This window comes from Dyella caseinilytica, assembly GCF_016865235.1.
Taxonomy (GTDB): Bacteria; Pseudomonadota; Gammaproteobacteria; order Xanthomonadales; family Rhodanobacteraceae; genus Dyella_B; species Dyella_B caseinilytica.
Map to the genome: position 1 here is coordinate 611,501 of NZ_CP064030.1, position 12,827 is coordinate 624,327.

Consider the following 12,827-nt stretch of genomic DNA (forward strand, 5'->3'; position numbering starts at 1 on the left):
TGGTGGGCTTCCGGAAACATGAGTCACGAACTGGTCGTTGAAACTCACAGCCTCACCAAGCGTTACGGCACAGTCGAGGCGGTGCGCGACCTGAGCCTGACAGTGGAGCGCGAGCGTATTACGGGATTTCTCGGGCGCAACGGCGCCGGCAAGAGCACCACGATCAAGATGTTGCTCGGCATGATCCGACCCACATCCGGTACGGGCCGAGTGTTGGGATACGACATCGCCGATCCCGCACAGAGTGTGGAGATTCGTCGGCGCATCGCGTATGTGGGCGAAGACAAAGGTTTGTACGGTTACATGACCGTCGCCGATCTCATTCGTTTCACACGCTCTTTCTATCCGGATTGGCAGCCAGACATCGAGGCGAGCCTGATCAGGGAATACCAGTTGCCGCTCGGGCGCAAGGTCAAGGCCATTTCCAAGGGCATGCGCACCAAGTTGGCACTGCTGCTGGCGCTGGCGCGGCGGCCCGAGCTCATCATTCTCGATGAGCCCACGGAAGGACTCGATCCGGTATCCATCGAAGAGCTGCTGCAGACATTGCAGGAAGTGCGTGCCGCAGGCACCAGCATCTTCTTTTCCTCGCATCATTTGAGCGAGGTGGAACAGATTGCCGATCGTGTGTTGATGATCGATAAGGGACAGCTGGTCATGGACACTCTGCTCAGTGACTTGCTGAACAACTATTGCAACATCACCTTGGAATTTTCCACGCAAAGCGCGATGCCGGCGTTCGATCTCGTCGGTATAGAACGCACTCGGGTCAAAGGACGTCAGGCCTGGGTACTCGCCAGCTCCAATGTCGAGGGCATCGTGGCCCATGCACGGTCGCTCGATGCCGTCGTGCAGGTGACGCCGGTGAATTTGCGCGATGTCTTTCTCGACATCGTCAGGGAAGCGTCCTGATGCTCTGGTACAAGATGTGGCGGGAGAGCCAGATCCGTTTTGTCATCAGTGCCGTGGCGTTGCTGTGGATGTGCGGCGCCGTGGTGGTGTTGCGGCAGCAAGTGCGTGCGCATGCCGATGAGCCGATGAGTTATGCGCACTACATTTGGAGCGCGGTCTATAAGGCCAATGTGCTGGATCTATATATCTTGCTCGTAATCGTGCTTGGACTCGGTGGCGTATTACAGGAACGTGCTCAGGGCACAGCGGGATTTACGCTGTCATTGCCGATGAGCCGATGGCGGCTGAGCGCCGTCAGAGCCGCAGTGGGATGTGCACAGGTTGCGATATTGGCATTGCTGCCGGCGCTGCTGATTCCGCTGTTGTCCCCCTTCGTCGGAGAAGCTTATCCGCTCCCGCGTGCTTTGCAGTTCAGTGTGTTGTGGGCTGGCTGCGGCATGGTGGTTTTTGCGCTGACGTTTTTCTTTTCCGTCGTTTTGCCGGGAGCCTACTCACCGGCGATCGCTTCCGTGGCAGGGCTGACCGCTTGCTCGATGGTTGCCAGGCTGCCGTTGTTCGAACACCAACCGGCATTCAATTTGCTCGAGACCATGCATGGCGAGCGGCTTTCGACCATTCATGGAGGGGCATCACTGGCCACCATCGCAGCTCCGTTACCTTGGTTGCCGTTGGGCGTATACGCTCTGGTGGCGCTGTGTCTGGTGGGGGCGGCGAGTGCAGTCATGGCACGCAGGGATTTTTCATGAATGCCATGGTTCCATTACTGTACAAAGCGTGGTGTGAGAGCCGCGGACGATTCCTGATCAGCGCCGCGCTATTGTCAGCGCTCTGCGTGTTCGGCGTGTTCTGCCGCGACAGCCTGATGAAGGTGATCGTGCCGGATGGATTGTTTATCGGCGACCGCTATATCGGCTACATCTATGAGCTGGTGTATGCCGGAAAGGGGCGTGGTTTGTTCGCCATTATGGTCATGGTGCTTGCACTGGGCGGCCTGCAGCGCGAGCGCTTGCACCGAACCGTCGGATTCACTTTGGCGCTCCCCGTGAGCCGCGCGCAGCTGGTGTCGGCACAGGCGCTGCTCGGCTTGGTGCTGGTTGCGGTGCTGTCGGCGCTACCTTTGCTGTTGCTGACGGTGTGCTCGCCGTTGACACACGTTTCGTATCCTCTGGAACAGATGACTCGCTTTGGTTTGTTGTGGTTCGTCAGTGGCGCGGTGTTCTTCGCCGTAGCTTTCCTGGCGTCGACGCTGTTCGGCAGCGAATATGCAGCGCTGGCCGTTTCGTTCGTCTTCATGATTTTCTATCCCATCGCGACGCTCTTTCCTCCGTTGAACCGGCTCCCGCTGAATATCCACCACATCATGAGCGGCATGGCGATGCCGTATTTCGATGGGCCTCACGCGCTCTTGGTGGGAACGCCACCTTGGACGCTACTCGCTTCAATGCTGGCTATTGCAGGCCTGTTAATCGCTACGGCTGTTCAAATCACCAAGCGCCGGGACTATCCATAACGATGGATGTGCTGTACGAAGCGCTAAATGCGCGCACGACGTCTGTGCGAGATTGAGTATCAAGCAGCTTTAGCGTCCCACTCCAGCAAGAAGCCGATTCCCGGTAAGTGATTTGTGCAAGCAGACGGTCTCGCTGGCCAAATGCCCGCGCATCCTGTTAGTCCACTTACTATTATAAATTCACTACTTTACTAATAAGGCTCGCACGACCACATTTTGCTCCAGCGAAACCTGGAGATGTTGCTCATGCGCGTGTTTGTTACTGGTGCCACTGGATTCATCGGCTCGGCCGTCGTCAAGGACTTGATCGCGGCTGGTCATCAAGTGCTTGGCCTTTGTCGTTCGAACGACAAGGCGGCAGCTCTGGCGGCTGCGGGTGCTGAGGTCTATCACGGGTCCATCGATGACGCGGACAGCTTAAAGAAGGGGGTGGCTCAAGCCGATGGTGTCATCCATCTGGCTTTCAAGCACGACTTCTCGACATTCGTGGCGAACTGTGAGGACGATCGCCGTGTGATCAAGGCGCTAGGCGCGGCGCTCGCCGGCTCTGACCGACCTTTGATCGTGACTTCCGGAACGGGACTGGCCAACACCGTGCCGGGTCAGCCGGCCGAGGAAGACAATGCAATTGTCGGTTGCGACGTGCATCCCCGCGCAGCCACGGAGGAGACGGCAGTCTCCGTCGCGGCGGATGGGGTGAATGTGTCTGTGGTGCGACTTCCGCAAGTTCACGACCCGGTAAAGCAAGGTCTCATCACGCCTCTGATCGGGATGTATCGCGAAAAGGGCGTGTGCGCGTATATGGGAGATGGGCACAACCGCTGGCCGTCGGCGTACGTTCTCGACGTGGCCCGCCTCTATAGGTTGGCGATCGAAAAGGCTGAGCCGAATGCCAAGTATCACGCGGTCGCGGAAGAAGGTGTGTCGATACGTGCTATTGCCGAAGCGCTTGGTCGACGCCTGAAACTGCCGGTCAAATCCATCACTCCGGAAGAGGCTCCCACCTATTTCGGTTGGCTCGCCAGATTTGCCGGGCACGATGTACCTGCCTCCAGCGCGCAGACGCGGAAAAAGCTGGGATGGGAACCGACTGGCCCTGGGTTGATCGCCGATCTCGAAGCGTTGCAGATCTCCGCCACTTGAAAATCTCTGCCGAATGCCCCGCCGTCGTTGATCAACGATTGCGGGGCACTCGAATGGATCCATCACGCAGCAGCTTTGAGCTTGCCGGGGGCCTTCCATTCGGCACCCTTCATGAATCCATCGAGCGGCGTTTCAGCAAGGTGATTGGTGTAGTTGGAGATGAGCTTGGTGGCGGCAAGCACGAGTACATCCAGTACAGAGCGGTTGTCATAACCGGCTGCCTTGAACGCTTCTACATCGGCCTGGCTCACAACGCCGCGGTTGCGCGTCACCAAGGCCGCAAAATGGCGAAGGGCTTCCAGCTTGACATCAGCGATCGGACGGTCCTCGCGCACGGCAGCAATCGCTTCGTCCTCCACCTTGGCCATCCGTGACAAGTTGGTGTGGCCTGCCATGCAGTAGACGCACTCATTCTCATAGATGATCGACAGATAAGCGATGTTGCGCTCCACCGGCGTAAAGCTGGTCTTTTCGGCAATGCTCCACAGCGTTGCGTAGGCCTCAAGGGCCGCGGGGCTTTCAGCGAGAACACGATGCAGGTTGGGAACAAACCCCCATGCTTCCTGGACGCTTTTCAAAATGTCCGCTGAGCCGGCGGGGGCTGTCGCGACGTCATGAACCTGGAATGCATTGATAGTCATGAGACTTCTCCTTGGATGTGCAGATGGGTACTGAAAGAGGGTGAGTGTTGTTTTCGGTACTGCAAAACGGGGCGCTTCACTGCGCCGTATAGCCGCCATCCACGGCAATGCTTTGGCCGGTGAGATAGCGGGCCTTATCGCTGGCGAGGAAAAGAATGGTCTGGGCGATTTCGTCGACCGTTGCGGCACGCTTGGCTGGCATGGAGCTGAGAAAATTGGCTTTCGCCTCCTCATTGCCACCGGAAAATCGATCCAGCATCTCTGTGGCGACGGGGCCGGGTGCCACCGCATTCACACGTACGCCTGCTGCGGCGCCTTCGAGCGCGACACTTTTGGTGAGACCTTCGACCGCGTGCTTGCTGGCCGCGTAGATCGAAGCACCAGGAATACCCACCTGACCGGCGATGGATGAGAGGTTGATGATGGAGCCGGAGCCCTGTGGCAGCATGACGCGCATTTCGTGCTTGAGCGACAGCAAGGTGCCAAGCACGTTGGTGGAAAAGGTGTTTTCGTATGCCTCGGGGGTTTGGTCCACGACTGGGCCGAGTTCACCTTCGGTACCAGCGTTATTCACGGCAACGTCGATGCGGCCAAAACGTTTGATTGTGCGCTCGATGAGATGCTGCACATCGGTTTCAAAGCGCACATCGGCCCGAACGAATTCGGCATCTGCACCGAGGGCGCGCAATTCATCGGCAAGTGCATGACCGGCCTCTTCACGACGGCCGCTCACGACCAGATGGGCGCCTTCTTTGGCGAATGCTATGGCGGTGGCACGGCCAATACCTGCGAGGGCACCTGTGATCAGGACGACTTTGGTGTTCATGTTGTGACTCCGTCAAAGTAGGAAAGGGGACGGAACGCACTTTGGCCGAGTCGTTGCGCTTCAACTAGAAAGCAGCGGGGAATACCAATTAGTCCCGAAGGGAATGGGGATGCTTGGCTGGCTGTTCTCTTGCCTTATCCCGTCCTCGTGGAAGCCACCGGGCGGCATTCGGATGTCCAGGGATCGGATATGCGCCGGGAATTCCCCACAGGAATGGCAGATATGCATACGTCACGGGTTCCGCCTTCGGTAACCCATCACGAAGATGGATGCCCCCGAACTCAAAAAAGGTGCCTAAGCCATGTCTCTGCAAGCCACTCTCGATGCCTTCAAGGCGGATTTTCGCGCGGGCAAACCGCCGTATAACGCGCCGCCTGACATTCATCCCATCATGGAGCGCGCGACGCAGGAGTTGATCGCCTCCGGCCAAGCCACCCGCGCGCTGAAAGCTGGCGAAAGGGCGCCTCATTTCGTCTTGAATGACGCACATGGCCAGCCCGTTTCCTCACGCGAATTGCTCGCGCAAGGGCCGCTCGTCATCAGCTTCTATCGCGGTGTGTGGTGTCCTTACTGCAATTTCGAATTGCAGGCGCTGGAAGCTGCGCTGCCTGCCATTCGCGAGGCCGGTGCCAACCTCGTGGCGATATCACCGCAGATCGCGGCGAACAGCCTCAAGTCCATGCGCAACAATCATCTGACGTTTCCGATTCTCAGCGATACGCACAATGAGGTCGCCGCTGCGTTCGGTATTCGCTACGCATTGCCGAATTATTTGGTTGAGCTGTACAAGCGGCTGAAGAACCATCTGCCGGCATTCAATGGCGATGATAGCTGGACCTTGCCTATTCCAGCCCGCTACGTGATCGCGTCGAACGGCACTATCGCGTATGCCGAAGTGAATCCGGACTATACCCATCGTCCGGAGCCGGAAGAGCTGTTGCCAGTGTTGAGGCCATACAGCGTTGCATAGTGCTTCACCGCTTATGTCGAGGCGGTATCTTTCAGTATCGCCTCGACGAAATCAGCAAATGTGCGCGCCTTGGCACTGACCATGCGCCCGGTGGGGAACACCGCCCATAGATCGATGACGGGAAGCTCCCAGCCCGCGAGCAATATCTTCACCGCGCCCTTTTTTATTTCTTCGGCAAACATCCATTCCGAAGCAATGGCGATGCCCATATCCGCCAGCACCGCTGCGCGCACGCCCTCCGCTGCGGTGACCTGCAAGCGGCCGGAAACGGCTACAGAAACTTCCGTTTCACCACGCCGGAAATTCCAGGCGGCCTGACTGTTGCCGGGGTTGTAGACGATCGCCTGATGCTGGGCGAGATCCGCCGGTGTTTTCGGTTCGCCATGCATCTTCAGATACGCAGGTGTGGCGAGAACAAAGCGCTGTGACTGCGCCAGGCGACGAGCAGTCATGTTCGAATCGGCCAATGTGCCCATGCGCAGGGCCACGTCAATGCCATGCTCCAGCAAGTCGATCTGCCGGTCGTCCAGCACGATGTCGATGTTCAGATCGGGATGCGCCTCGAGAAACGTTTTGAGCTGCGGCACCACGTGCAGGCGGGCGAAGGTGACGGCGCCGCATATACGCAACTTGCCCGAAAGCCCCTTACCGGCTCCGCGTGCGACCAGTTCGGCTCCGTTGGCTTCCTCGATGGAGAGCTTGGCGCGCTCGTAGTAATGCTGCCCGGCCTCGGTAGGCGTGAGTCCGCGCGTCGACCGCAGCAGAAGGCGTACGCCAAGATGGTCCTCAAGCTGTGCAATGGATTTGGAGACCGCCGGCTGACCGACGTTCAGACGTCTTGCCGCCGCCGAGAATGAGCCCGTCTCCACCACACAGATAAAGGTTTCCATGACTGCGAATCGGTCCATAGTCCTCGTTCTCGTGCAGAGGGATGTGGGCGACATCAACCTTTTGAGCGCTGCCTTGCGATTGAAAACGGATATATCCGTGTCGATGCCATGGGACGCTTCTCGGCATCGCCCACGCCATAGTGTCGCGCCGGTTGCGCGAAAGAATACACCTTACGGCTATCGCACTCACCGACATTGCCTTCGTCGGTGCCACGGCTTGGGAGCGATTGGAGGACGTGTTTAGCTTATAAGCTCGCGCTGAAACGTTGCCCTGTGCCGGTAGCTGAAAGGAAGATCGGCAAGAGCAACCCAATTCATGTTTCGGGTTTTCCGGCATGGGCGACCTTGCTCGGGCGTAGCGCAGCATCAATGGTATTCAACAACGTGCCGGAGGCGTCGTCGCCAGAATATTCCCAGAACATGACGCCGGCGAGGTGATGGTCGATCACATATTTGCCTTTCAGGGCGAGAGACTGCGGATCTTCGTAGGAGACAAAGATCTGCTTGTCGGCGTTGTAGAGATAAGGCACGGACGAGGCATTGTCCCAGTAGCGTGTGTAGCCTTGCTGGCCGAGCATGGTGCGGGTGATAACTCCATAATCGGCAAAGGCGTTCGGCACAGGTTGGCCGGTCTGGAAAAGTCCGTGGTTTTTGGGTGGTACCTGACCCCATACGTGTCCGTAAAACGGCACGCCAAGGATGATCTTTGTCGCGGGGACACCCGCACGTTCGTACTCATGCACAGAGCGGTCGATGGAAATGCCCTGTGGGTCGGCGGAGTTGGTGAATAGCGGGGCGTGATTGCCAGTGATCTTTTCGTCACCCGGCTCGTAGTAGTCGTAGGCCATCAGATTGACATCGTCGACGTATTTCTGGACTTCTCTCATCTCTGTGTGATCGAGGAAATCTGTCGTCGCACCAACGGCGACGGTGAGGTAGAGGTGGCGATGAAGTGACTTCTGCATGGTATCGAAGCGGATGCGCAGCTCTTTAATCAGCAGGGTGTAGTTCTGCTGGTCCTCGTGGCGAAAGGCATGTCCGGCACCGGCCTGACCGGGGAACTCCCAATCGATGTCGAGACCGTCGAGGTTGTAACGCGTAAGAAATGCCGCAGCGCTGTCGATAAATGCGGCACGGCTGGCCTGGGTGAGAGCCATGTCGGAGAAGCCTCCGGACCACAGCCAGCCACCGACGGAAATGAGCACCTTCAGATCGGGGTTGTCGTGTTTAAGCGCGGCCAGCATGGCGAGATTTTTCGCAGTTTCGGGTGCGCCCTCCACCATGCGACCTTGTTCGATGTTGGCGAAGGCGTAGTTCACACAAGTCAGTTTATGCGGGTCGACCTGGCCCTGAGTGAGGGTTGCTCCGTGAGTGAAAACGTACGCGCAAATGACGGGTGTAGTGGTCCTGCAAAAAGCGTTTGACCCGAAGGCGAGTAAAGCGAGTGCAATGAGCGTCTTAGCCGATGTTTTCATCATCCGTATTACCCCTTCGATGGGTGCGGGCTTCGCTTCAGGCAGCATCACGGGACCAAGCACTAAAGCTGCAGGCGTATACGCCACCGGGTGAGCAGGGCGGACACGGCGAGAATCAAGGCAGTAAAGCAGACAGCACGTAGTACGCCCGGAATTCCGAACGTCAGGTGGTTGTCGAAATAGGTGAAACCGATAAAGGCGGCAAGAGCGTAATAGATATCCGGTAGCAGGTACGTCAACAGCGTGTTCTCGCCTGCGGATTTCACGAACGCCGCCCAGCGCGTGCGGCCCTTCATGTCGCAGGTCCAATAAAGCAGCAGGAATGCGAGGACTGCCGCCCCCGCGCTTGCAAGCACCCACGTGGGCGTTGCCCGGATTTTGGAAATGCCGAGCGGTGCAAGTAACCAAGCCGCAGCGAACATGGATGCCGCAAAGGTCAACGCTAACAGGATTCGGCGGTTGGTCGTTCGACTGGGATCGGAACGCAGGAAGAGAGTGGATGTGACGATGCCCGCCATGGTGATCGCCGGATGAGCTCCATTACTGAATGGCCACACATAAAGTGGAAGCTTCGCAGGCCAGTCGATGACGTGCGCAACTGCAAGTGCGCAGAAGGCGATGAGCACGGCAAACCAAGCGAGGGGAGCCCACGTCCAATGCCGGCTTGGAATGTAGAGCAGCGCGACGGCGAAATAGGTGTATCCGATCAAACCGAGGATTTCAGGATACGAACCGTCGATCCACGCCGTGCCGCCACTGTCGGTGGCGCGACGGAAGATGGTGTAGACGAAGATCAGTAGGAGTAGGCCGACGCCTCGAAGAGCGAGATAGACCCGGCGGTGCTGAGGGTTGCGGCTGGGAACGAGCCAAAACAGTATGCCGCCGACGAGTCCCATGAGCGTCCACGCCGCGCCTGAAACCGGTACGAGCATGAGCTTGGGGTCGACACTGTCGGCGTTGGCGAGGATCAACCCCAGCACGACCAGGCCGCATGAGCGTGATGCCACGTGTAGCCATAGCGAAGCGCGGGACGGATTCTGCTGCAGTCTCCGCTCCACTGCCAGCGGCATCGACATGCCGACGATGAACAGGAAGAACGGAAAGACCATGTCGACGTAGGTCATCACGTCCTGCTCCGCATGCGCGTGATACGTCCACCAGGGAAGTCCGTGCACGCCGGCGAGCTCGTTGACGAAGATCATGACCGCCATCGTAAGTCCGCGAAAAATGTCGATGGAGGCGACACGCTGCGCTGTGGATATCGTCGCCATCGTTCGTTGCTCCAGTCTTTGAAGGGATGTTTATGCCGAGAAACCCCTCTCTCGTCGGACACAAGAGAGGGGGCGTCTCAAATCAATATTTTCAGAACTTCTGGGAGTAGCGGATATACACCATCCGACCGTAATCGTAGGCCGGGTTGTAGACGTAGTTGGCGTCGAATCCGTTATAGCTACCGTAGGCATACGGACCAATGCGATTGAAAATATTGTTCGCACCCACCGAGATCGTCGCGTGCCACGGTGCATTCCAGTACACCTGCAAATCATTGAAGGTGACCGATGGAACCTGCTGCATCGGATTCACGCCGACGCCGGGAGCGTAATAGTTCGGCAGTTGGCACGGAACAGCCGTATCCAGCACGTTGTAGCATGCGTCCTTAAGGGGCGAGAAATAGCGCATCGTCCATTGCGCGCCGACGTTATGGTATGACCATGACACCGTGAAGTTGGAACGTAGGCGCCAGTTGGACAACATGCCCGCTTCGTTGCTGACGGGAACGCCCTCATACTGGAGCACGTTGTACTTCGTCATGTAGGTAGAGTGCGAGTCAACCTTGAATTGCCCGAACGAAAAGCCGGGAAGCGTGTAGGAAAGATCGACGTCGTAACCGGCGGTGTCCAGATAGCCTTGGTTTTCCTCGCCCATGAACAGGCCGCTCACCTGGAAGTTGTTGGCAGCCGATCGCTGAAACAGCGCGCAATCAGCTGCGATGCCAAGTTCGTAGCAATTATCCAATACCTCGTTGGGCTGGATGCTCGAAATGACATTCCGTACGATGTATTTGTACCAGTCAATCGTTGCGTTGAAGCCCGTGAGATAGCTGGGACTGTAGACAAAACCGATCTGCGTGCTGCTGGACGTTTCCGGCTTAAGCTTCGGATTGCCGCCCTGTATGAACGGCCCGTACACGGGGATGTTGCCTGGCGTCGTGATCAACTGGCCCGGTGATTGTTCTTGCCCAAAGCCATTGGCGTATTCGGTACCGAGGCCTGCCGCAGTCAACGCGGCGATACTCAATGGCGGCTTTCCGCCGACGCCGTTGGCACAGTTTTTTGCCACCGTGCTGTTGTAGCGAGCCAAGCCATAGGTGACATCGCAAGGGTCGGTGAAGTAGGGATAAGTGGTCGTATCGCCCGCGTACAAATCGCCAATCGTCGGCGCACGGAAGCCGGTGCCGTAGCTGGCGCGAACCAGCAGGTCGTCAATCGGCTTCCAGGTGAGCTTGAAAGAGCTGTTGTTCGTATTACCGAAGTTGTTGTAGTGCGAGAAGCGCTTCGCGATATCCAGATTCAGCGATTGTGCCCCGGGAAGATCCTTCAGCAGAGGCAGATTGATTTCGCCGTACGCCTCGCTGACGTTATACCCGCCGCTTGTCGGCTGCCCCGCCAGGTTGGTGGTGTAGCCCTCCGATGAGGGAATGTCGGGCGTGTCGTAGCCCGACACACTGCGATGAGACAAACCCATCGCCACATTCACGTCACCCGCCGGCAATTGGTAGACATCACCGCTGATATCCACCTGTGGACCTTTTTCCTGACTGCCATACACCTCGTGACCGAACGCTTCGATGTAGTTAAGCATGGCGGGGGTGTAGCCGCCGGGCCCGGCTAGCGCGTTCAAGGGTACGCAGCCCGCGATGACATTGCCCGGCGTGCCGCACTGCACGGCACCGTTGGATCCCATGAACGATGGGCCCAGTGCATTCATCAGGTTCGGCAGATAGATATTGCCGCTGGTGTAAATGTTGCCTTCGTATTTGGTCTCGTAATAGTAGGCGTCCCAATTGAACATGTGCTCGCCTACGTTGAAGAACCCTTCCAGGCCAAGGCTGTAACGGAAGTTCGTGACCTTGTTGGCGGTAATGCGCGGCATTTCGATCAGATAGCGCTGAAAGGACACGTCCTGCGGCGTTTGTCCCGGCGTGTTGTACGGGTTGTAATAGCTCTGCGCCGACAACATGGGGTTCGTGAATTGCGGCTGCTGCGGATCGACGATACCCGGCGTAGACAAGGGCAGGCCGCCCAGCATCGATGTGTTGCCTTGCTGGTTATAGCTAGCACTGAAGGTGGCGGTAAGGTTGTTCTCGATATCGTAATGCCCCTGCGAGAACAGGTTCTTCATGCTGGTCGCGCTAAGCAATGAATATTGATTGTTGTAGTTGTACGTGTCGCCCGGTGCGATCACGTCGCCGTTGGCGCCGATGGTCGGCGCTACCTGCACATGGTAGTCGTTGTAGTTGCGCGGATTGCCGCCGTTGTTGAGTACCAGCGTATTACCGCTGGGATCATTGAGGATTTGTCCAAATGCGCCCTGCGTTTGCCAGGCGTCATAAGGAAATTTACAACTCAAAGGACAGGCGCTGTAGTTGCGGTCAGCCGCGTTGATCGCGTCCTGATTCTGGTACTGCCCGGTGAAGACGATCGAACCGTGCTGGGTGGTCTTGCCGAGCGTTAGGGCATACTGCTGCTGCGTGCCGTCGCTGCCAGGCTGATATTGGCCGTCGTAAGTGTCCAGTTGCGCGCCGTTGAAATCTTTTTTGGTGATGATGTTGACGACGCCGGCGATAGCGTCTGAGCCGTAGACCGCCGACGCACCGTCCGCCAGTACGTCGACATGGTCGATGATGGCGACAGGAATGGTGTCGAGGTTGGTGAGGCCATCATAAGAAGTGCCGACGCGCTTGCCATCGATCAACACCAGGGTGCGCTGCGCCCCGAGGCCGCGCAAGTCGACGAAGCTCCCTCCGGCATCTGGGCCTGAGTCATAGGGGTCGGATTTGCTCATATCCGAAGAGCTATTGCCGGACGTCACGTTCTGCAGAAACTGACCGACCGTGGCAAAGCCCTGCTTCTGAATGTCCTGCGCCGTGATGGTTACGACGGGCTGTGCCATTTCTACATCCACACTGCGTATCAGCGAGCCGGTAACCTGCACACCCTGCAAGGTCTTGGCATTTTTGGAGCTGCCCTGTGTCGATGACTGATCCGTGCTCGACGTTTGCGGCGATGACGCTGTGGATTGTGATGCTGCATCCTGCGCCACTGCTGCGCCCGAATACCATGCTGCAGCGCTGAGCACTGCGCAGATCAAAACCGACAATGGCTTCTTTTGTTGCTTATACATGTCTTCCCCCATCCAGGCTCTTAGGCATGCCTGACGCGTTCGTTGTGATGACACCG

At 57.8% G+C, this 12,827-nt stretch carries 11 protein-coding genes; 5 read left to right on the forward strand and 6 right to left on the reverse strand.

Annotation, left to right across the window (positions count from 1 at the left end; genetic code table 11):
* Positions 1-18 precede the first annotated feature (18 nt).
* The 4 genes from ISN74_RS02585 to ISN74_RS02600 all read left to right on the forward strand — a co-directional run bounded on the left by ISN74_RS02585 (position 19) and on the right by ISN74_RS02600 (position 3,565).
* A complete protein-coding gene (locus ISN74_RS02585) occupies positions 19-912 on the forward strand; it encodes an ABC transporter ATP-binding protein (RefSeq protein WP_188797123.1) in 894 nt (297 codons plus the stop codon).
* Positions 912-1,658: a hypothetical protein gene (locus ISN74_RS02590; protein WP_188797125.1), complete on the forward strand. Its 747-nt coding sequence runs from the start codon at positions 912-914 to the stop codon at positions 1,656-1,658. Before ISN74_RS02585 ends, ISN74_RS02590 begins: the two co-directional genes overlap by 1 nt.
* Positions 1,659-1,744: 86 nt before the next feature.
* Positions 1,745-2,422: an ABC transporter permease subunit gene (locus ISN74_RS02595; RefSeq protein ID WP_203546689.1), complete on the forward strand. Its 678-nt coding sequence runs from the start codon at positions 1,745-1,747 to the stop codon at positions 2,420-2,422.
* A 237-nt stretch (positions 2,423-2,659) separates the two neighbouring features.
* Positions 2,660-3,565, forward strand: a complete 906-nt coding sequence (locus ISN74_RS02600; protein WP_229678958.1) for an SDR family oxidoreductase — start codon at positions 2,660-2,662, stop codon at positions 3,563-3,565.
* A 62-nt stretch (positions 3,566-3,627) separates the two neighbouring features.
* Here ISN74_RS02600 and ISN74_RS02605 read toward each other — a convergent pair whose 3' ends face one another.
* Positions 3,628-4,206 (reverse strand): carboxymuconolactone decarboxylase family protein, encoded by a 579-nt coding sequence (locus ISN74_RS02605; RefSeq protein ID WP_188797129.1) that lies wholly within the window; start codon positions 4,204-4,206, stop codon positions 3,628-3,630.
* Positions 4,207-4,282: 76 nt separating this feature from the next.
* Entirely contained in the window at positions 4,283-5,032 is a 750-nt protein-coding gene (locus tag ISN74_RS02610) for an SDR family NAD(P)-dependent oxidoreductase (RefSeq protein ID WP_188797131.1), read from the reverse strand.
* Positions 5,033-5,333: 301 nt separating this feature from the next.
* Here ISN74_RS02610 and ISN74_RS02615 point away from each other — a divergent pair, with 301 nt between their 5' ends.
* The gene (locus ISN74_RS02615; protein WP_188797133.1) at positions 5,334-6,002 is read left to right on the forward strand and encodes a peroxiredoxin-like family protein; all 669 of its coding nucleotides are present in this window, start codon (positions 5,334-5,336) and stop codon (positions 6,000-6,002) included.
* 11 nt (positions 6,003-6,013) lie between these two features.
* Here the strand turns inward: ISN74_RS02615 and ISN74_RS02620 are convergent, their stop codons facing one another.
* The 4 genes from ISN74_RS02620 to ISN74_RS02635 all read right to left on the reverse strand — a co-directional run bounded on the left by ISN74_RS02620 (position 6,014) and on the right by ISN74_RS02635 (position 12,771).
* Positions 6,014-6,892 carry a LysR family transcriptional regulator gene (locus ISN74_RS02620; protein ID WP_229678960.1) on the reverse strand — a complete coding sequence of 293 codons (879 nt, stop codon included), beginning with the start codon at positions 6,890-6,892 and terminating at the stop codon, positions 6,014-6,016.
* A 314-nt stretch (positions 6,893-7,206) separates the two neighbouring features.
* A complete protein-coding gene (locus ISN74_RS02625; protein ID WP_188799468.1) occupies positions 7,207-8,415 on the reverse strand; it encodes a glycoside hydrolase family 18 protein in 1,209 nt (402 codons plus the stop codon).
* A gap of 14 nt (positions 8,416-8,429) precedes the next feature.
* Positions 8,430-9,638 carry a DUF5009 domain-containing protein gene (locus tag ISN74_RS02630; protein WP_188797135.1) on the reverse strand — a complete coding sequence of 403 codons (1,209 nt, stop codon included), beginning with the start codon at positions 9,636-9,638 and terminating at the stop codon, positions 8,430-8,432.
* Positions 9,639-9,729: 91 nt separating this feature from the next.
* Entirely contained in the window at positions 9,730-12,771 is a 3,042-nt protein-coding gene (locus ISN74_RS02635) for a TonB-dependent receptor domain-containing protein (RefSeq protein WP_188797137.1), read from the reverse strand.
* Positions 12,772-12,827 lie beyond the last annotated feature (56 nt).